Annotated in this window: 18 protein-coding genes; 13 read left to right on the top strand and 5 right to left on the bottom strand. The window is 67.9% G+C overall.

Going from position 1 to position 20,160, the window contains the following annotated elements:
• Positions 1-94: 94 nt before the first annotated feature.
• The 5 genes from rpsF to dnaB all read left to right on the top strand — a co-directional run bounded on the left by rpsF (position 95) and on the right by dnaB (position 4,279).
• Complete coding sequence (rpsF, locus tag JNUCC0626_RS33830; RefSeq protein ID WP_089919040.1) at positions 95-403, top strand: 30S ribosomal protein S6; 309 nt, start codon at positions 95-97, stop codon at positions 401-403.
• 29 nt (positions 404-432) lie between these two features.
• Positions 433-942, top strand: coding sequence for a single-stranded DNA-binding protein (locus JNUCC0626_RS33825; protein WP_089918350.1), 510 nt, complete (start codon positions 433-435; stop codon positions 940-942).
• A 59-nt stretch (positions 943-1,001) separates the two neighbouring features.
• A complete protein-coding gene (gene rpsR, locus JNUCC0626_RS33820; RefSeq protein WP_030480165.1) occupies positions 1,002-1,241 on the top strand; it encodes a 30S ribosomal protein S18 in 240 nt (79 codons plus the stop codon).
• Positions 1,242-1,258: 17 nt separating this feature from the next.
• A complete protein-coding gene (gene rplI / locus JNUCC0626_RS33815) occupies positions 1,259-1,714 on the top strand; it encodes a 50S ribosomal protein L9 (protein ID WP_394614800.1) in 456 nt (151 codons plus the stop codon).
• Positions 1,715-1,792: 78 nt separating this feature from the next.
• Complete coding sequence (dnaB, locus tag JNUCC0626_RS33810) at positions 1,793-4,279, top strand: replicative DNA helicase (protein ID WP_394622157.1); 2,487 nt, start codon at positions 1,793-1,795, stop codon at positions 4,277-4,279.
• A 306-nt stretch (positions 4,280-4,585) separates the two neighbouring features.
• Here dnaB and JNUCC0626_RS33805 read toward each other — a convergent pair whose 3' ends face one another.
• The gene (locus JNUCC0626_RS33805; RefSeq protein WP_394614799.1) at positions 4,586-5,185 is read right to left on the bottom strand and encodes a TetR/AcrR family transcriptional regulator; all 600 of its coding nucleotides are present in this window, start codon (positions 5,183-5,185) and stop codon (positions 4,586-4,588) included.
• A 123-nt stretch (positions 5,186-5,308) separates the two neighbouring features.
• Between JNUCC0626_RS33805 and JNUCC0626_RS33800 the strand changes: the two genes are divergently transcribed.
• Both JNUCC0626_RS33800 and JNUCC0626_RS33795 read left to right on the top strand, forming a co-directional pair.
• The gene (locus JNUCC0626_RS33800; protein WP_394614798.1) at positions 5,309-6,157 is read left to right on the top strand and encodes an SDR family NAD(P)-dependent oxidoreductase; all 849 of its coding nucleotides are present in this window, start codon (positions 5,309-5,311) and stop codon (positions 6,155-6,157) included.
• Positions 6,158-6,221: 64 nt separating this feature from the next.
• Complete coding sequence (locus tag JNUCC0626_RS33795; RefSeq protein ID WP_394614797.1) at positions 6,222-6,590, top strand: hypothetical protein; 369 nt, start codon at positions 6,222-6,224, stop codon at positions 6,588-6,590.
• Positions 6,591-6,664: 74 nt separating this feature from the next.
• On the opposite strand, the gene JNUCC0626_RS33790 is transcribed toward JNUCC0626_RS33795, so the two are convergent.
• From JNUCC0626_RS33790 to JNUCC0626_RS33780, 3 genes are all read right to left on the bottom strand, one after another.
• Positions 6,665-9,679: a beta strand repeat-containing protein gene (locus JNUCC0626_RS33790; RefSeq protein ID WP_394614796.1), complete on the bottom strand. Its 3,015-nt coding sequence runs from the start codon at positions 9,677-9,679 to the stop codon at positions 6,665-6,667.
• Positions 9,680-9,878: 199 nt separating this feature from the next.
• Positions 9,879-10,649, bottom strand: coding sequence for a hypothetical protein (locus JNUCC0626_RS33785; RefSeq protein ID WP_394614795.1), 771 nt, complete (start codon positions 10,647-10,649; stop codon positions 9,879-9,881).
• Between the two features lie 167 nt (positions 10,650-10,816).
• Positions 10,817-12,994 carry a hypothetical protein gene (locus tag JNUCC0626_RS33780; RefSeq protein ID WP_394614794.1) on the bottom strand — a complete coding sequence of 726 codons (2,178 nt, stop codon included), beginning with the start codon at positions 12,992-12,994 and terminating at the stop codon, positions 10,817-10,819.
• 80 nt (positions 12,995-13,074) lie between these two features.
• On the opposite strand from JNUCC0626_RS33780, the gene JNUCC0626_RS33775 reads away from it, so the two are divergent.
• The gene (locus JNUCC0626_RS33775) at positions 13,075-14,226 is read left to right on the top strand and encodes an AI-2E family transporter (protein ID WP_394614793.1); all 1,152 of its coding nucleotides are present in this window, start codon (positions 13,075-13,077) and stop codon (positions 14,224-14,226) included.
• Positions 14,227-14,228: 2 nt separating this feature from the next.
• Positions 14,229-14,672, top strand: a complete 444-nt coding sequence (locus tag JNUCC0626_RS33770) for an SRPBCC family protein (protein ID WP_394614792.1) — start codon at positions 14,229-14,231, stop codon at positions 14,670-14,672.
• Here the strand turns inward: JNUCC0626_RS33770 and JNUCC0626_RS33765 are convergent.
• The gene (locus tag JNUCC0626_RS33765) at positions 14,669-15,871 is read right to left on the bottom strand and encodes a GGDEF domain-containing protein (protein ID WP_394614791.1); all 1,203 of its coding nucleotides are present in this window, start codon (positions 15,869-15,871) and stop codon (positions 14,669-14,671) included. The genes JNUCC0626_RS33770 and JNUCC0626_RS33765 overlap by 4 nt on opposite strands.
• A gap of 117 nt (positions 15,872-15,988) precedes the next feature.
• Here JNUCC0626_RS33765 and macS point away from each other — a divergent pair, with 117 nt between their 5' ends.
• From macS to JNUCC0626_RS33745, 4 genes are all read left to right on the top strand, one after another.
• Entirely contained in the window at positions 15,989-17,149 is a 1,161-nt protein-coding gene (macS, locus tag JNUCC0626_RS33760) for a MacS family sensor histidine kinase (RefSeq protein ID WP_394614790.1), read from the top strand.
• Positions 17,146-17,808, top strand: a complete 663-nt coding sequence (locus JNUCC0626_RS33755; RefSeq protein WP_382432622.1) for a response regulator — start codon at positions 17,146-17,148, stop codon at positions 17,806-17,808. Before macS ends, JNUCC0626_RS33755 begins: the two co-directional genes overlap by 4 nt.
• Entirely contained in the window at positions 17,805-18,341 is a 537-nt protein-coding gene (locus JNUCC0626_RS33750) for a DUF1707 SHOCT-like domain-containing protein (RefSeq protein ID WP_430623484.1), read from the top strand. Before JNUCC0626_RS33755 ends, JNUCC0626_RS33750 begins: the two co-directional genes overlap by 4 nt.
• 90 nt (positions 18,342-18,431) lie before the next feature.
• Positions 18,432-20,150 carry a restriction endonuclease gene (locus JNUCC0626_RS33745; RefSeq protein ID WP_394614788.1) on the top strand — a complete coding sequence of 573 codons (1,719 nt, stop codon included), beginning with the start codon at positions 18,432-18,434 and terminating at the stop codon, positions 20,148-20,150.
• Positions 20,151-20,160 lie beyond the last annotated feature (10 nt).

Here is a 20,160-nt window from a genome sequence, read left to right as displayed (position 1 = left end):
ACGCGCTCTGTTAACCTTTGTCAGTTGCTGACGCGACGACCCTCCTGCCACGGAAAGCCCGTGGCCGCGAGTCCACAGGAGGTGAGTGGTCCTCATGCGTCATTACGAAGTGATGGTCATCCTCGACCCCAGTCTCGACGAGCGCACGATCGCGCCGTCTCTCGACACGTTCCTCAACGTCATCCGCACCACGGGCGGAAACGTTGAGAAGGTCGAGGTATGGGGCAAGCGCCGGTTGAGCTTCGAGATCAACAAGAGCAGCGAAGGCATCTACGCCGTGCTCGACCTGACCTCGACGCCTGACGCGGTGAAGGAACTGGACCGCCAGCTCGGTCTGCAGGAGACGGTGCTCCGGACGAAGGTCCTGCGCCGCGAGCCCGCCAAGTCGGCCGCCAAGGCCTGACGAACCTGAATTAGGGGAGCTCCCAAGACATGGCTGGTGAGACGACGATCACGGTGGTCGGGAACCTGACTGCCGACCCCGAACTCCGCTTCACCCAGAGCGGTGCCGCGGTGGCCTCCTTCACGGTGGCCTCCACGCCCCGCACCTTCGACCGCCAGTCCGGCGAGTGGAAGGACGGCGAAGCGCTGTTCCTGCGGTGCAACGTGTGGCGTCAGGTCGCCGAGAACGTGGCCGAGTCGCTCACCCGCGGTTCGCGAGTGCTCGTCTCCGGACGGCTGCGCCAGCGTTCCTTCGAGACGAAGGAAGGCGAGAAGCGCACCGTCGTGGAGCTTGAGGTCGACGAGATCGGCCCCTCGCTGCGCTACGCGACCGCGAAGGTCAACAAGGTCAGCCGTGGAGACGGCGGCGGTGGCGGCGGCTTCGGCGGCGGCGGCGGTCAGCAGTCTCGCGGCGGTGGCGGCGGCGCGCCGGCAGACGACCCGTGGGGTTCCGCCCCGCCGGCCGGCTCCGGTGGCTTTGCCGACGAGCCCCCCTTCTAGACCGAACCGCACCGGTCATCCAGTACTTCACACATCGCGTATCCAGGAGTTAGAGACACATGGCCAAGCCGCCTGTGCGCAAGCCCAAGAAGAAGGTCTGCGCCTTCTGCAAGGACAAGAGCGCGTCCCTGATCGACTACAAGGACACGACGCTGCTCCGCAAGTTCATCTCGGACCGCGGCAAGATTCGTGCCCGCCGCGTCACGGGCAACTGCTCGCAGCACCAGCGCGACGTCGCTGTTGCCGTGAAGAACGCCCGTGAGATGGCCCTGCTGCCCTACACCTCGACCGCTCGCTAAGAAAGGGGACATTCGCGATGAAGCTCATCCTCACCGCTGACGTTTCCGGCCTTGGTGCTCCCGGCGACATCGTCGAGGTCAAGGACGGCTACGGCCGCAACTACCTGCTCCCGCGTGGTCTCGCGATCGTCGCGACCCGTGGCGCGCAGAAGCAGATCCAGGTCATCACCCGCGCGCAGGACACCCGCCGCGTGCGCGACCTGGACCACGCCAAGGAGATCAAGGCCGCGCTCGAGGGTCTGGGTGGCGTCACCCTGACCGCGAAGGCCGCCTCGGGCTCCAAGAAGCTGTTCGGCTCGGTCACCAACGCGGACGTGGCGGCTGCCGTCAAGTCCGCCGGTGGTCCGGTGCTGGACAAGCGCGCCATCGAGCTGCCGGGTCACATCAAGACCACCGGCAAGCACTCGGTGACGGTTCGCCTCCACCCCGAGGTCACCGTCGCCCTGCCGCTGGTTGTCACGACCGGCGAGTAAGTGCTCTTTGGGCCTTGATCACCACCCTTTGGTGGGGATTGCCCACGGTTGCGTTTGCTGAAGCGCTGCCTACCCGGAATGCTCCGGGTGGGTGGCGCTTTCGCTCGTTCGGACCAGTGCGTACCTGTCCACGTCCTGTGGATAAACCGCAGGTTTACCGACGCCGCGACACGCCGACGAGAGTGTTTTTCGCGACACGCCGAGGGTGTGCCGCACAACTTTTTCCACAACTTGTACACAGCCCTTGAGCTGGGGTTATTTCTGTCACTCCACCGGTTGTCAACAGGTTGTCCCCAGCGCCCCCACCCCTGTGAGCAACCATCCACAGGTTGTCCCCCAGTTGTCCACAGGACGATCCACACGCTGGTTTGCTTGCTCCGGACGGGTCCCTCTAGCGTCGCCACCAGGGCGCCGCCGTCGCACAGCGTGGCCGCCCGAAATTGTCGGTGCCGCGCGGTACAACTAGGGGACTCAGGCACCGGCTTCTCGACTCTTCGCAGGGGTGATTCAGCAGTGGCGCTCGTGGACGACCGGGGCATGGCGGAACCCGCTTTCGAGCGCCAGCCGCCTCAGGACCTGGCCGCGGAGCAGTCCGTGCTGGGCGGCATGCTGCTCTCGAAGGACGCCATCGCGGACGTCATCGAGGCGCTCGCCCCGAACGACTTCTACCGCCCGGCCCACCAGGCGATCTACGACTGCATCCTCGACCTCTACGGCCGGGGCGAACCGGCAGACCCGATCACCATCTCCGCCGAACTCGAACGCCGCGGCGAGCTGCTGCGCGTCGGCGGCGCCCCGTACCTGCACACGCTGATCGCGACGGTCCCCACGGCGGCGAACGCGGGCTACTACGCCGAGATCGTGGCCGAAAAGGCAGTCCTGCGCCGTCTCGTCGAGGCCGGCACCCGCATCGTGCAGCTCGGCTACAACGGAGCCGAGGGCGCGGACGTCGACGAGGTGGTCGACCGGGCCCAGGCGGCGATCTACGAGGTCACCGACCGCCGCACCACCGAGGACTACGTGGCCCTCGAGGACCTGCTCCAGCCGACGATGGACGAGATCGACGCCATCGCGTCCCGAGGCGGCATCTCCCAGGGCATCCCGACGGGCTTCGCGGACCTCGACGCCCTCACCAACGGCCTGCACGGTGGTCAGATGATCATCGTCGCCGCCCGCCCCGGTGTCGGCAAGGCGCTGGCCCTGAACACCCCGCTGCCCACCCCGTCCGGCTGGACGACGATGGGTGAGGTCTCCGCGGGCTCGTACCTGATCGGCGCCGACGGCCGCCCGACCCGTGTCGTCGCCGCGACCGAGGTGATGACGGGCCGCCCGTGCTTCGAGGTGGAGTTCTCCGACGGCACCGTGATCGTCGCCGACGCCGACCACCAGTGGCTGACCGAGTCGTGCTCCGAGACCGGCGGCTTCTGGGCCATCCGCACCACGGCCCAACTCTTCGAGCGCGTCGGCCTCTGCCGCCAGTACGTGCGCATGTCCTCGGCCTGGGAACTGCCCGCTGCCGCGCTACCGCTGTCGCCGCGCGCGCTCGGTTTGTTCTTGTCGGGCCTCGGTGACCTCGAACTGACCGACGAGGAACTCCGCGTCGCCAAGGACCTCGACGTCGCCGACGACCCGCACATCCCGGCCGCGTACCTGCGCGCGTCGCACAAGCAGCGAGCAGAACTCCTCGCCGCCCTGCAGATCGACGGCCGCTTCGCCCGCCTGCGCCGCGACGTCGACGAACTGACCGCGAGCCTCGGCCGCCACGACCAGGTGGAGATCCTCGCCGTCCGCCCGGTCGCCTCGGTCCCGGTCCGCTGCGTGGAGGTCGACAACCACGACCACCTGTACCTCGCCGGCGAGACCATGATCCCGACCCACAACTCGACGCTGGGCCTCGACTTCGCCAGGTCGTGCTCGGTGAAGCACGGCATGACCAGCGCCATCTTCAGCCTGGAAATGAGCCGCACCGAAATCGTCATGCGCATGCTCTCCGCCGAGGCGCGCATCCGCCTCAGCGACATGCGCGGCGGCACGATGAGCGACGACGACTGGACCCGCCTGGCCCGCCGGATGAGCGAGATCAGCGAAGCGCCACTCTTTGTCGACGACAGTCCGAACCTGACGATGATGGAGATCCGGGCCAAGGCCCGTCGGTTGAAGCAGCGCCACGACCTGAAGCTCGTCGTGGTCGACTACCTCCAGCTGATGTCGTCCGGCAAGAAGACCGAGTCGCGCCAGCAGGAGGTTTCGGAGTTCTCCCGAAATCTGAAGCTGATCGCCAAGGAGCTTCACGTGCCGGTGATCGCGATCTCGCAGCTGAACCGTGGTCCTGAGCAGAGGACGGACAAGCGGCCGATGCTGTCCGACCTTCGTGAGTCCGGGTCGCTGGAGCAGGACGCTGACATGGTCATTTTGGTTAACCGGCCGGATGCTTGGGAGCGGGATGACCCGCGGGCCGGTGAGGCTGACTTGATCATCGCCAAGCACCGTGCTGGGCCTACTGCGACCATCGTTGTGGCGCATCAGTTGCACTACTCGCGGTTTACTGACCTGGCCCAGACCTGATCCCGTCGCCTTTGGCGGTGGTTGCGTTGGGGTGCAAAGACTTTCGACGGACGGGTCATTTCATCGCCGCTTCGCGACGATAGAGATTGGGGCTTGACTTCGGGGCCCTTGCGAGGCGCTGGTCGGACCGGAAAGGCCGGGCTGAAAAGCGCCCGGCCGAGCCACGAGTGGTAGCACCTCGCACCCAAAGTCAAGCCCCAATCTCGTTGGTGCGTGGCTGGGTTTGTGCTGGTACGTCACCTCACGCGCTGCACGTGTGGCCTGAGAGGGACGGCTCGCCTTCGGCATTGCGTTGGGTGGGTGCGCTCAGGTGCGTGGGGTTAGGCCTCGTAGGGCCGTGTCCACCACCTTGTGGGCGTAGGCGCTGGTCAGCGGTTCTGTGCGGTGCAGCCAGCGGGTGAGGATCGGGGCCCAGATCAGGTCCACCGCCACGTCCAGGTCCACGTCGTCTGCGATGTGGCCTGCTGCTTGGGCTGCTTCCAGGCGTGCCCTTTTGAGGGCGCGCATCGGCGCGTCGAGTCTGGTGGCGTAGTCGGCGGCCAGGGTTTGGTCGTGGACCACCTCGGTGTGCATGGCTCGCATTGCCTGGTCCAGGGCCGGGTCGTTCAGTTCGTCGACGGTGGCGTCGAGGACCGACTTCAGGTCTGTGGCCAGGTCGCCTGTGTTCGGGAGTGATGCTGCTTCGCCGTCTCCTGCCAGGGACAGGAAGGCGTCGAAGAGGAGTGCGCCCTTTGTCGGCCACCAGCGGTAGATGGTTTGTTTGCCCACGCCTGCCGCTTTGGCTATGGCGACCATCGTGACGTTGGGGTAGCCGATCTCGCTGACCAGCGTCAGGGCCGCGGTGAGGATGGCTCGTCGGGACGCGTCGCTGCGGCGGGCTGGGTCTGGGGCGACCTTGGTGGGCACTCGGCGAACTTAGCAGGGGGCGAGACGAGACGTCTTGTCTCGTTGACAAAGTCGAGGGCAAGAGGCATGCTTCCGTCCAACGAGACGAGACGTCTCGTCTCGTTGGAGCTGAGGGAGAAGCAGATGAACGTCGCTGGGGCTCGGGTTTGGTTTGTCACCGGTGCCAGCCGTGGGCTGGGGCGGGCGTTCGCGGAGGCTGCGCTCGGTGTCGGTGATGTGGTGGTCGGGGTGGCTCGGGACGTGTCCAGGTTGGACGACCTCGTCGCGAAGCACCCGGACAGGCTGATGGCGCTCGCCGTTGACGTCACGGATCGGGAGCGGGTGTTCGATGCCGTTGACCAGGCGGTGGGGCGGTTCGGGCGGCTTGATGTCGTGGTGAACAACGCTGGGGTGTTGCACGCCGGGATGGTCGAGGAGTTCAGCGAGGCCGAGGCTCGGGCTCAGATGGAGCTCAACTTCTTCGGGGCGTTGTGGGTCAGTCAGGCGGTGATGCCGCAGCTGCGGGCGCAGCGGGGTGGGCACCTCTTGCAGATCTCCAGCATTGGGGCGCTTGGGGGTTTTCCCAGTACCGGGTTGTACAGCGCCAGCAAGTTCGCCTTGGAAGGGATGAGTGAGGCGTTGGCTGCCGAGGCCGCGCCGTTCGGGGTCAAGGTCACCATCGTGCAGCCCGGTGGGTACTGGACTGATCTCTATGCGAGCAGCAAGGCGACCGAGCCCAATCCGGTTTATCGGGAGCTGCGGGCTGAGTTGGAGAAGCAGTGGGCCGAGGGGTCCGTGGACAGTGAGCCTCGGTTGGCTGCGGAGGCGGTGATGAAGCTGGTCGACGCCGACGAGCCGCCGCTGCGCCTTCTCCTGGGGAGCATGGTTTTTGATGTTGCGTTCTCCCTGTCCCAGCAGCGGATGGAGACGTGGGCCGCGTGGGAGGAGACGAGTCGGGCGGCGGAGAAGGCCGTGCCCGACCCCAACGCGTAGCGGCACTCACCCGTCGTGGTGGTGGTGCTGGTCAAGTGGCACGGGGCTCGGCTAGAACCGGAGGGTGCTGCACGACCCGCTCACGGGGCTACCCGGACACGCGTTGCTGCTCGACCGCCTGGAGCAGGCGCTCATTCGGGCGCGCACGCGGGGCACGCTCATCACGGTGGTGTTCGTCGACGGGCCCGAGGACGTGATCTTGGCGGCCCGGCAGTTGCGGAACGGGCTGCGGGCCGACTTCACGGTGGCTCGGTACAGCGACGCGGTGCTCGCGGTGCTGGCGGAGCACGACTTCGGGGACGGGGAACCCATCGCCGAGCTCATCAGGCAGTTGGTGGGGGACAGTCCGCACGTGCACTGGGTGACCAGCGACGGGGACGCGCTGCCGCACGAAGTGATCGAGACAGCGCGAAATCCCCCGGAACGGCACTGAGCCCCAGCGACACCGTCGTGTCGCTGGGGCTCAGTTTCTTACCGGAGGAGGGTGTTGCGTCTAGCGGGTGTTACTTACAGCAGGCCGGACACCGTCTTGAAGACGGTGGCCGTGTCCAGCGCGGACAGCGCCGGGGCACCGAACGGCAGCTGCGGCAGCGCGCGCTCGTCGGCCTGCGGGGCCAGGCCCTGGGTCGGGTTCAGGTTGAGACCCGAGAGGGAGGCCGGGCCGTCGACCGGGAGCGTCGGCAGCGAGCGCTCGGTCGGCAGGGCGGGCAGCTGGACCGGCACCGGCAGGGCCGGGGCGGTCACGGGCAGGGACGGCAGCGAACGCTCGGTGGCGGTGGCCGGGACCAGGTCCTTGGCACCGTCGAGCAGCTGGCCGAGCGGCAGGCCCTGGACGTTCGGGGACAGGCTCGCGAGGCCACCGTTCACCGGCAGAGCGGTGCGCTCCTGCGCCACACCGGGCAGCGCGGGGACGGGCAGCGTGCCGGCCATCGCGGTCAGGTCAGCCGGGTTCGGGAACTGGTTGACCGGCAGCTTGCTGTCGAGGCCGTGGAAGGTCGGAACCTGGTTGGCCTTCAGCAGGCTGTCGACGCCCTTGGGGAGCTCGAGGCCCTTGAGCTGCGCGGCGCGCAGGGTGCCGTCGGTGTCCTCGCCGGTGAGCTGCGTGTCGTCGCTCGTGCCCAGCGTGGTCGCCTGGCCGACGACCTCGACGGGGATGCGCGCGACCTTGGCCGCCGCCTCGACCGGAACGGTCATCTCGCGGGCGGTCAGCGGGCCGGAGCCCTCGGTCAGCATTTCGCCGCCGGCCTGCGTGTACGACGACTTGTCGGTGACCGTCGTCGCGTTGCCCGCAGCCGCGACCGCGTCCGCGTAGACGCCGGCGAAGGCGTTGGCGGGGACGTGGATCAGGTTGCCGGACACCGAGGCGTCGTCGGCCGTCGAGTAGCTGTCGGCACCCGAGATGACGTTGGTGTCGGACACCACGTCGGAGTTGGTGATGCCGGCCGCGGCGACCGTGTTGCCCGGCACCGCGGGGAGAACGGCCGGCTGCGCGCCGATCAGGTTGCCCGAGACGGCACCCTTGTCACCGTTGCTGTTGACGTCGCCACCGGCGACGGACGACAGCGAGTTGGTGGAGAAGGCGTCGACGTTGCTGCCGCCGCCGACCGACCAGCCGAGCACCTGGGTGCCGGTGGCGACCGGAGCCGACACGACGTTGCCCGCGATGGAGCCCGTCTCGCCGGTGGTGATGGCGTCGCCGCCGGCCTTCATGTCGGTGGCGTTGTCACCGGTCGTCTTGTTGTTGCCGACCAGGGTGGCACCGTCGGCGAAGACCTGGGCCGGCGTCGAGGTCGGGACCTGGACGATGTTGCCGGCGACCGAGCCCTTCTTGCCGGTGGCCTGGGGGTTGTCGCCCGCGATGACGCGGGTGTCGTTCGCGGTGTCCGACGTCGTGTTGCCGACGAGGCCGGCGGTGACCGCGAAGACCTGCGGCGCGGCGGCCGTCGGGGCGGTCACGATGTTGCTGGCGACCGTGCCGTTGTCGTCTTCGGTGTTCGGCTTGCCGCTGGAACGGACCGACTTGGTCTCGTCCGCGGAGCCCGACGCCTGGCCACCGAGGGTGCCGGCGATGCCGTAGACCTCGGCCGGGGTGGCAACGGGGGTCTGGGCGATGTTGCCCGAGATCACCGAGTCGTTGCCGGTGGTGCCCTGGTAGCCGCCCGTCTCCGAGTCGACGTCGTTGATGCAGGTGCCCGCTGCCTGGCCGGCCAGCGTCGCACCGTTGCCGCACACGTCCACGGCCGTGGCCGGGGGGACGTCGGCGATGTTGCCGGAGAGGACCGACTTGTCGCCGAGGGTGTAGACGTCGCCACCCGCGTTCGAGGTGACCTCGTTCGAGTGGTCGGTCAGCGCGTTGCCGACCAGGGACGCGCCGTTGCCGCCGACCGAGGTGGGCAGCGAGACGGGCACACCGGCCACGTTGCCGGCAGCGGTGGAGCCGCGGCCGTCGGTGTGGATGTGGCCACCGGCGTCGGACCAGTTCGAGGTGTCGCTGACGGCGGCGGCGTTGCCACCGACGGCGGCGGCGTTGTCGTCCACCGTGACGGGGCCCGCGAGGGCGGGGGCCACGACGTTGCCGGCCAGCGTGGCCGGGTCACCGTTGGTGTCGGTCTTGCCACCGGCGATCGCGGTGCCGGTCTGCACCGAGTCGGTGCCGGAGTTGCCCGCACCCGCGGCGGAGTTGCCGTTGACCTCGGCCAGCGGAGCCAGCGGGATCGGCACGGCGTTGCCGGACAGCGAGCTGCTCTTGCCGCTCGTCCACACGTCGCCCTCGGAGGACGCGAACGTGTCGGCGGTCGAGTTGGCCTGCGCGATGCCGGCCGCGCCCACACCGTTGCCGGTGATCTGGACGGGGGTCGCACCCTGCTCGGCGACGACGTTGCCGGAGAGGGCGCCGCGGTCACCGTTGGTGGTGATGTCGCCGCCGGTCGTCGAGACCTGCTCGGCGGCGGTGTTGGTGGTGGCGTTGCCACCGGCCGCGATGGCGTTGCCGGTCAGCTGGACCGGGAGCACGTGGTTGACGGCGACGACGTTGCCGGCAAGCGCCTGGCCCGCGCCGTCCGTGACGATGGTGCCGTCGCGGTGCGTGTGCTGCGAGCAGTCAGCGGTCGCGTCGGTGTTCGCGAGGACCGCGATCGCGTTGCCGCAGATGTTGATCGGCACATCGACGTGCGCCTGGATCGTGTTGCCGCGGACGAGGTTCTGCAGGGGCGTGCCCTGCAGGCGCTCGCCGGCCTGACGGACCAGCGGGTTCGCGACGGGCGACGCCGTGCGGGTGGGCACCGCGCTGGTGACGCGGTCCGTGCTGATCGTGCGGTCGACCTTGGGGAGAGTGATCTCCCGAACCGGAGTGGCCAGCTTGTTCTGGTCCGCCTTGAGCGGGACCGAAGCGGCGACGTCGACGGCCGGCGGGGCTGCGTCCGGGTCGACGTTCTCCTGGGCAGAAGCGATGCCCGTACCGAGCATCAGCAAACCACCAGTGACAAACGCGGTCTGAAGTCCGCGCTTTGCCCAGGTCTGCATTAGATCTCCTTTTTCCAAATTCCCGTTCAGAAAAACGGGGGTTCATGGGAGGTGGGGCCGAGAACGCGCAGGGGAAGGCGCGTCTTTCACCGGGGGAATCGCACGCGGTGATCGACCGTAAGGAGCGCAAGAAAAAAGCGCGTCGGTCGAATTCCGGACAGCCGTGGGGAGGAGGGCTGTCGCGGACCGCGCGCTGTGATCAGTCGGGGTTGATACCGGGCTGCTTGCCCGGCGTCACGGTGACCTCGTCGGTGGACGGCGCGAGAGCAGCCGTCGACGAGGTGCCGTGAGCGTTGCCGGGAGCAGCGAGAGCAGCGATCAGGCTGCCCTTGGAAGAGCCAGAACCGTCGTGGCACGAGGAGCACTGCACCGGCGCGGGGGCCGGGACGGGCAACTTCGGCAACGGGTTGCTGGGCAGGGACGGACTCTGTTCGGAGGGCACGACGAAGTTGTTGTGCTCCAACAGGTCAGTCCACGATGCACCGGAAGGTGCGGTGTACTGCGGAACCACCGGGTCCGCCGACTGAGCGGCTTCGGTGGCGGGAGCCGGGATCTCCGGGAACGTCACGTCGAGCATCCGCGCTTCGGCGGGTGCCTGCGTCTGACCGATCCTGGTGACCTGCGGCAGGATGCGCTCGGCGATCTGTTCGACCGCCTGCTGGACCTGCACGTTCGGCAGGGCGGCGCGAGCCTTCTCCTGCTCGGCGCGCAAGGTCTCGTCGATCTTGTGCACTGCCTTGGCAGCCGGAACGACGACGACCGGCAGCTTCTCGTCGCTGGACGCGACGACCTTGCTGACGATGTCGAACTGCTGCGTGTCAGCGCCTTCGGCCGCGTGGGCCGAGGACGTGCCGAGTGCCCACGCAACGGCCGTTCCCGCGATCGCTCCACCGACGGCGAGCAGCGCACGGGTGGCGAACCGGCGCATGCCGGACGCTCCCGTCTTCGCTCGCAGATCAGCGGAGAACAACGCAGGAAACCTCGCTACTCGGGTGGCACTGAAGGGAATCGCCGACGATCAAGATCAAGCTGATCAAGTCGACGTCGGCGACTCTGCCAGTCCATCCACCCCGAATGCACGCTCTGAGCGCCCGGTTAACTACATCGTGTGAACGCCTCGCCTGGAATCGTGCGGAATTACACGCGTTTAAGAACGCGTGCAGCTCCCGCAGCAGCAGTAGAAGCGAGCACCCAACCCACGGCCACGAGCAACGCCGCGATCCATTGGGACGCGCCGGTGAACTGCCATTTCCCGTCCTGACCGAAGTCGATGATCGGGATCAGCAGGTCGAGCGCGAGCAGCGCGGCGTTCCAGACCGGGTCCTCGTCCTTGTTGAGCCGGACCATGGGATGCCAGTTGAACCAGAGCGCGCCGACGAGCCAGAAGACGGCGAGCCAGCAGATCGCGAGCCACGGCCGGTAGCCGTACCCGACGGTGAAGCGCTGCACCATGCCCCAGACCCGCCCGGCCCTGCCGAGTTCCGAGTAACGACGGCGCTGCTTCTCCAGCTGGACCTTCTGCGCGAGTTCCTCTTCGCCGCCCTGCTGGTAGACGGCGGCGAGCTGCTCGTACGGTCCGGGCGCGAAGTCCGGCTGCACCTTCAGCAACCACTTCAACCGCGTCTGCACCGGCACGTCCGGGTCTGCGGTGATGCCGGCGAACTCGAAGTCGTCCACGGCGACGCCACCTCTGGCGTCCCACAACCCCGGCCCGTCGGTCACCGACACCGCCTTGAGGCGGCTCAGCACGACCTTGCCCTTGGGCTCCTGGCCCTCGGGGATGTGCAGCCGGAACTGGTGGACCGTCAGGCCGTAGGCGTTGAGCGCGATGTCGGCGGCGGTCGAGCCGAGGTGCGAGTCGCTGAACGTGGCCATCTTGCCGACCTCGCCCAGCCTGATCCGCACACCGCCGACGGCCGTGAACCCGCGACTGCACAGCAGGTCCTTGCCGATCGTGATGGCGCGAGCGTCCAGCGACGGCTTCTGCGTGCCGTTCGGCCGCAGGCGCGGGAGGGTCAGTTCGGCCCCGGACAGGTCGAGCGTGGAACCGATGTTCGCGTTCTGCAGGCGGATCGAACCCTTGGCCTTCAGCTCGCGCAGGAAGAGCGTGCCTCCTATCTGGAGGCGGTCGGCGAACAGGACGTCGATGCCCGGCCCGTGCAACGAGACGCCGGACATGCTGGCGCTGCCCATGATGGTCGCGTTGGACAACCGCACCTGGCCGTAGGTCTGGAGGGCCGGGCAACGGGTGCCCGCGCCGTTGACCGCACTGCGCGCCTCGACGTCACCGCGCACCTGCATGCCGTCCGCGTGCAGCGCGACGGGGATGCGGTTGGTGACGTCACCGGCGAGTTCCTCGGCGACGTCGCGCGGCCCGATCACCGCGCCGGACAGCCGCAGGTACCCGCCGACGCTCGCGTTGGGCAGCCGGACCGTGCCGGTGCTGGTGAACCCGTCGTCGAGCTCGACGTTGCCCTCGACCCGGATGCGGTCGGCCACCAGCGTCGCGGCCTCGTCCGCCGACCCGTGCGGCAGCACCAGCACCTGGTTGTCGATGCGGTGGGTGGAGTGCAGGCGGGCGCCGGTGAACTCGACGTTGCCGCCAACCCGCGCGCCGTCGAAGAGCACCCGGCCGTCCGCCGTGAACCGGCCGCCCTCGGCGTTGCAGAAGACGTTGCCGACGACGACGAGCCCGGACGCGTCGAGGGCGTCCTTGCCGGTGTTGATCAGCCGCGCGCCGCCGAGGTGCACGCTGCCGCCGACGTTCGCGCCTCTGAGCCTGACCTCGCCCTGCGCGCGCATGGCGATGGCCTGGAGGGATCCGCTGACTCTGAGGCGTGCACCCAGGAGTGCGTGGTGGGTGTTGGAGCGCAGCACGGCGCCGGCGAGCCTGAGGGTGCCGTCCACCGCCGCGTCGGTGAGGTCGACAGTGCCGGTGCACGTGAAGCCGGCTTCGAGGACCAGGTCGCTGAAGACCCTGAGGTTGCGGCCTTGCAACCCCGGGACGCGGGTGCCGCGGAGCCTCAGGCCGATCAGCCGCGCCATGCGGAGGTCGAGCGGTTCTTCGAAGGTGCAGTGGGTGAGGTCGATGACGCGGGTGACGCGCGTGCCCTCGAGTTCGAACTTCCCGGTGATCCGCGCGTTGCGGAGCCTCAAAGCGGGTAGTCCCTTGCGCGGCACGCGGTACAAACCGGTCAGCAGACCGGTGAGCACCTCGCCGCGGGCGCTCTGTCCGGTGAGGTCGATCTCGATGCCGCCGGCGTAGGCGCTCGCGACCTGGCGCTCGACTTCGGTCAAGTCTTCCGGCTTGATCACTACGTCCTCCCCCTGACGAGTCGGATCATCCCTGGTGGAGTTCCGGCTTGGCGAGGGTCCGAACAGTTAAGTTGAGGTCCATGAGCACGCCGGAGTCGGAGATCAGCAACCGCGTTCCGAAGCTGCTGCGGGTGAGCGCCGCGCTGAGCTGGCGGTTCGTCGTGGTGATCGCCGCGTTGTACGTCGTCGCGTACGTGTTCGGCTTCCTCGCGTCGATCGTGATCCCCGTCGCAATCGCCCTGCTGCTCGCGGCTCTGCTGTCGCCGGGGGTCACGAAGCTGGTCGAGTGGCGGGTGCCGCGCGGGGTCGCGACGACCGTGATGATGATCCTGGGCATCGGCGTGCTGGGTGGCGTGCTGACGTTCGTGATCAGCGAGTTCTCGCGCGGTCTGCCGGAGTTGCAGACGCAGGTGGCTGCTTCTTTGGACACCATTCAGAAGTGGCTGAAGGACGGGCCCGCGCACCTGTCGGACCAGCAGCTGCAGGGGTACGTCAACGAGATCGTTCGGACGATCAAGGAGAACCAGGCTGAGATCACGTCTGGTGCGTTGACCACTGCGGCGACTCTGGGTGAGTTGCTGACCGGGTTGTTGCTGGCTCTGTTCACGCTGATCTTCTTCTTGCACGACGGGGACGGGATCTGGCGGTTCGTCACGCGTGCAGTGCCTCGGGACGTGCGTCAGCGTGTGGACGTTGCCGGGCGTCGCGGGTTCGGGTCGCTCGTGTCCTATGTGCGGGCCACGGCTGTGGTCGCCATCGTGGACGCCGTTGGTGTCGGTATCGGGTTGGCGATCATCGGGGTGCCACTCGTGGTGCCGCTTTCCGCGTTGGTGTTCCTCGGGGCGTTCATTCCCATCATCGGTGCGGTGTTCACGGGTGCTGTGGCTGTGTTGATCGCGTTGGTGACCAACGGGCCTATTGCTGCGCTGGTGGTGCTGGCCGTGTTGATCGGTGTCATGCAGTTGGAGTCGCACGTTCTGCAGCCCTTGTTGTTGGGGCGTGCGGTCAAGCTGCACCCGTTGGCCGTGGTGCTGGCGATCGCCGGTGGGTTGGTTACCGGTGGGATCGCCGGGGCGTTGCTGGCGGTGCCGTTGCTGGCGGTGCTGAACTCCGGGATCCGGTCGCTGGTGTCCGATGCGGACGCGGATCAGGAGCCTGAGCAGGTGGACGTGCTGAATCCGCAGGACACGGCGCCGAAGGACGACAAGAGCGAACGGGTCAAGGAGCTCTGAGGGTGCGGACGGGGTCGTTCGACTACACGATCGAAGGTCTCGGCACGGTCGCGTCGGCGGTGGACCTGATGGCCGACGTGCCGCGGCTGGTGACCATGCACCCGCTGGCGGTCTCGACCGCGGCCGTTGCGCCGGGTCCCGGGGTGCTGCGGAGCACGGCCGTGACGTCGCGGCTGAAGTTCTTCGGGCCGGTCGGGATGCACATCACCTACCGCGCGGACCTGGTGCTGCGCGGTGAGGACGAGGTGGTCACCGTGGCGCACCAGCAGCCTCGGACTACGTTGCGCAGTCACGTCCGGGTGGTTGAGGCCGGGGAGGGGCGGGTGCGGATCGACGTGGGCATCACGTTCGAGTCGCCTGGTCTGCTGTTCTCGTACGGGTTCGGGAAGGCTCGGTTCGCGCACGAGCACATGCGCGCGGAGATCACGAAGTACCTGAACGCCTAAGCCATCGACACCAGGTTGCGGCCGTACGCCTTCGCCGCCAGCAACGCCGCGTCCGCCGCCACCAGCAGGTCCGGCAGCTCGTACCCGAACCGCGTCGTCGTCGACACCCCGATCGACACGGTCAGCCCCTGAAGCTCGTGCGGATTCCCGTCGAACGCCATCGTGGGCACCCGCAGCGCCGCCACCGCCTTCCGCACCCGCTCAGCCACGTGCTCGGCCTCGTCGGGAGTGGCTTCGGGCAGCAGTACGACGAACTCCTCGCCACCGAACCGCCCGACCAGATCGCCGCGCCGGACGGTGCCGCGCAGCAGCAACGAGATCGCGGCCAGAGCAGCATCCCCGGCCAGGTGGCCCACCTCGTCGTTGACCTTCTTGAAGTGGTCCAGGTCTAAGAGCATCACGGCCATCGGGCGGGTACGGCCCGAGCCCTTGGTCAGTTCGTAGCGGGCCCGGCTGTCCCAGTGGACGGCGTTGGCCAGGCCGGTCTTGGCGTCGCGTTGGGCCGAGCGGCGCCATTGGGGGAGTTGGGCCGCTCGTTCCAGCAGTGCCAGCGGCGGGCCGGCGATCAGGGCGTGGACGGCGTTCGAGGTGGCCACGCAGCCCATCAGGCCGCCAATAGACACAGCCACGATGCCCAGGACGGCGTCGATGGGTTCGCCGACGTTCTCCTCGAAGGTGGCGGTGGGGCGGCGGAGCTTGAGACCGAAGGCGATCAGGGCTGCTCTCAACACCAACAAGACGGTGGCGCCCAAGGTCATGAAGAGGAGGTTGCCGTCGACGTCTGCCCAGCCGAGGAGGTAGCGGGTGGTGAAGACGGCCAGGGTGGTGGCGCTCAGGGTGAAGAGCCAGCGGTGGGTTTCCGGGCGTTGGGCCAGCAGGCAGTGCAGCGCCGGGCCGAAGAGGAGCAGCACCATCAGGTTCGGGGGGAGGGCGATGATGCCTGCGGTCAGGTAAGAGAGGTGTGCGGCCCACGGGTTGCGCTCGGTTTCGCCGAGGCGGTGGCTGTACATGGCGCTGCCGATGATCACCAGGCCCGCGGTGCCGGCGATGGCGGCGAACCTGGCGATTTCGGAGGGTGACGGCGTTTCGGACGAAACGATGGCGTAGGTGACGGTCGCCAACGCACACACGTCGATGAACAGCCAGTAGCAGAGCGCGGGCCGTCGCAAAGTCCACACCGGCCAATCGCGCACCCGCATCGCCCCTCCCCCGAACCCGGAGAGCGTCGCACATTCCTCCGTTCGGCAGAAGACGGCCACCTGGGGGTTAGCTGGCACACGTTCACCCGGCAGGATGGTGGCTGAAAGGAGCACAGCGTGCCCAAAGAGCCTGCCGAACGTGTGACGAAGGTGATCGAGGACCCGGCCACGCCCCTGTGGCGCGGGACGATTGCGCTACGCATAGTCACATTCCTCTTCGCGGCGGCGAACGTCCTCGCGAACCAGTCCGGGTACGTCCGGCCGTGGCTGGCGTGGACCACGCTCGGGGTGATGGCGCTGTGGTCCGTCTTCACCAGCCGCGCGTACAGCACGACGTGGGGCAGGCGGTGGCCGTTGGTGCTGATCGACCTGGCCCTGACCTGCGGTCTCATGTCGCTGTCGCCGTTGATCATGTCCGAACAACAGTTGCTGACGCTGAACGTCCCGCTGATCACCACGATCTGGGCGTGCGTCCCGGCGGTCGCGCTGGGGGCGTTGGGAGGGCCTTACGCGGGCTTCGCGGGCGGGCTGGCCGTCGGCCTCTCCACGTACCTGAGCAAGGGCGTGCCCAGCCTCGACCTGTTGCGCGACGTCGTGCTGCTCGCGGGTGCGGGCATGGTCGTCGGCATGGCGTCGGCCACGGCACGCAGGTCGGCCGTCCTCCTCGCGCAGGCCCTCCGAGCAGAAGCAGCCACGGCGGAACGCGAGCGGCTGGCCAGGTCGATCCACGACAGCGTGCTCCAGGTGCTCGCCCGCGTGCGCAAGCGCGGTCTCGAGGTCGGGGGCGAGGCCGCCGAACTGGCCAGGATGGCCGGGGAGCAGGAGGTCGCGCTCAGGAACCTGGTCGCCGCCGCGCCCGTGGACACCACTGTGGACGGTGAGATCGATCTGCGGCCCGGGTTGCAGTTACTGGCCACACCACGCATTCAGATCTCCACGCCCGCGACGCAGGTGATGTTCGCGGCCGCGGCGGCGAACGAGCTGACGTCGCTGGTCCGGGAGGCGCTGTCCAACGTGGACAAGCACGCCGGCGAGGACGCACGCGCGTGGGTGCTGTTGGAAGACCTCGGCCAGGAGATAGTGCTCAGCGTCAGGGACGATGGTCCCGGCATCCCGGAAGGCCGGATCGCGCTGGCCGCCGCGGAGGGCAGGATGGGGATCGCGAAGTCGATCAAGGGCCGGGTGGAGTCGCTCGGCGGCACGCTCGAGCTCCAGACCGGGCCGGGGGAGGGCACGGAGTGGGAGGTTCGGGTGTACAGGAAGGGGGCGACAGCATGACGGTCTCGGTGATGGTCGTGGACGACCACCCGATGTGGCGCGAGGGCGTGGCGCGCGATCTGCAGGAACGCGGCTTCGAGATAGTGGCGACCGCGGGCGACGCGCCCTCGGCCGTGCGCATCGCGAAGGCCGTGCGTCCCAACGTGGTCCTGATGGACCTCAACCTCGGCGAACTCTCCGGCGTCGACGCCACCGCGATGATCACCAGCGAACTGCCGGAAACGCGCGTGCTGGTGCTGTCCGCGTCCGGCGAGCACGACGACGTCCTCCAGGCCGTGAAGGCGGGCGCGTCGGGTTACCTCGTGAAGTCCGCGTCGTCGGAGGAACTGGTCGAGGCCGTGTCCCGCACGGCCGCGGGCGACGCCGTGTTCACGGCCGGGCTCGCGGGCCTGGTCCTGGGCGAGTACCGGCGGATGGCCGCCGCGCCGGACGACTCGGAGGAGAAGCCCCAACTCACCGACCGGGAGACCGAGGTGCTGCGGCTCGTCGCCAAGGGCCTCACCGCACGCCAGATCGCGAACCGCCTGGTCATCTCCCACCGCACCGTCGAAAACCACGTCCAGTCGACTTTGCGCAAACTTCAACTGCACAACCGGGTGGAGCTCGCGCGTTATGCCATCGAGCACGGTCTCGACGCCGAACCGGAGGCAGAGAAATGACAGACCCCAGAGACTTACGCGTGTCCGACGCGGAACGCGAGCACGTCGTCAGCCTGCTGAACAAGGCGGTGGGCCGCGGCATGATCACGCTGGACGAGTTCACCGTCCGCACGGACACCGCTCTCGCCGCGAAGACCAGGGCAGACCTCAACGGCGTGCTGCTGGACCTGCCGGGCATGGTCAACAACGAACTGGCCCACGCCCGCACCGAACTCAAGAACACGATGAGCACCACGACCCGCAAGGGCCACTGGGTCGTGCCGCAGGAGCTCGTCATCCGCAACACCCTCGGCACCACCAACCTCGACTTCACCGCCGCCGAGGTGCCGCCGGTCGTCAACGTCGACCTCGACGTGTCGCTCGGCACGGTGAAGATGCTGGTGCCGGCCGGGTCGTCGGTGAACTTCGACGCAGTCGAGATCACCGCGGGCGAGCTGAAGGACAAGGTCCGCAACACCGTCGGCAACCCGCACTTCCAGCTCAAGGGCGTGGTCAGGGGCGGCACGGTGGTGATCAAGCGCTCCAAGCGCTGATCTGCGTTCATCCATTCCGGTGACGACGTGTAGCGAATCGGGAGGAATCGGCGATTTCCTCGTAGCTGTCGTCGTCTCACTGGGGTGGAAATGGCACGTCGTACCGGCATCTTCGTCCAGATGCAGCGCGACTTCGCTCGCCAGCAACGCGAGCAACAACGTGCTGCGGCTGCCCACGTGAGGCATCAGCAACAGGCACATCGCGAGGCGCTGCGCACTGCTGCGGCCGAACGCCGCTATGCGGAGCAGCTGGCCAAGGCAGACGCGCGCGCCCGTGCCAACATGGAAAAGCAGCGGAAGCTGGCACACGTCGAGTCGCAGCAGGCTCTCACGGACCAGTACAACGCGGACCTGACAGCCTCGGTCGCCGAGTTGGAGGGCCTACTCGCCTCGACGCTCGAAGTCGACGACTTCGTCGACTTCGAGTCGTTGAAGCGGAAAGCCGTGCACCCTCCGTTTCAGCCGGGCAAGCTCGCCCAGGCTGCTGCCCGGCCGGTGATGGAACGCCTTCCCGCACGACCGGTGTTCGAGCAGTTCGCACCGCCGGCGCCAACCGGGTTGAGCAAGCTGTTCAGCGGCAAGGCGCACGAGCGCAACCTCGCGAGCGCTCAGCAGCAGTTCGCCTTCGCCGATCAGCAGTGGCAGCAGCACATGGCGGCCGCACAACAACGGCACGCCGAAGCTGATCGCCAGCATCAGCTCGCTGAGCAGGAGCGACTGAGCAGGCTCGGCGCAGCGGAACAGGCCTACCAACAGGAGTGCCAGGCGAGGATTCGCGAGGCGGAGGAGCACAACACTGAGGTCGACAAGTTCGCAGAGGCTTTCAGAGCGGGCGAACCGCAGGCGATCGTCGACTACTTCACGCTGGTGCTCGCCAACTCCGACTACCCGGACTCGTTCCCCCAGAGCTACCGGATCGCCTACGTGCCGGAGTCGAAGCAACTGGTCATCGAGTACGAGCTGCCGACGATCGAGTGCGTTCCCACCGAACGCGAGTTCCGCTACGTCAAGTCGAAGGACGAGATCACCTCGACCGCTCGTCCCGCCAAGGATCTCAAATCCCTGTACGCGAGCGTCGTTGCACAGGTGACGCTCCGGACGGTGCATGAGGTGTTCGAAGCCGACCGGCTCAAGATGGTCGACAGCCTGGTGTTCAACGCCGTGGTCTCGACGATCGACAAGGGCACCGGCAACGAGATCAGCCCATGCCTCATCACGCTTCGCACGACGAACGACGTCTTCGACGGTTTCAACCTGCACATGGTGGAGCCCCTCGAGTGCCTCAACCGCCTCAACGCGGCCGTGTCGAAGAAGCCCGACGAGCTGGCTCCGGTCCGTCCGGTGCTCGAGTTCGACATGGTCGACAAGCGCTTCGTCGAGGAAACCGACGTGCTGTCCAGCCTCGACTCGCGCCCGAACCTGCTCGAGCTGTCGCCGACCGAGTTCGAGAGCCTCATCCAGAACCTCTTCGCCAAGATGGGCCTCGACACCAAGCAGACCAGGCCGTCGCGTGACGGCGGAGTGGACTGCGTCGCGTTCGACCCTCGACCGATCTTCGGCGGCAAAGTCGTCATCCAGGCCAAGAGGTACCGCAACACCGTCGACGTGTCCGCCGTCCGCGACCTGTACGGGACCCTTCAGAACGAGGGTGCTTCCAAGGGCATCCTGGTCACCACGTCGGGATACGGAAAGGCCAGCTACGAGTTCGCGTCGGGCAAGCCGCTCGAGCTGATCGACGGCGCCAACCTGCTCTACCTGCTCGCCGAACACGCGGAGCTGCAAGCCAAGATCGTCGCCCCCGAACAGTGAGCTGATCTGC

The organism is Lentzea sp. JNUCC 0626, assembly GCF_043632865.1.
In the GTDB taxonomy this organism is placed as follows: domain Bacteria; phylum Actinomycetota; class Actinomycetes; order Mycobacteriales; family Pseudonocardiaceae; genus Lentzea.
This window is presented reverse-complemented; position numbering and strand designations above follow the sequence as displayed.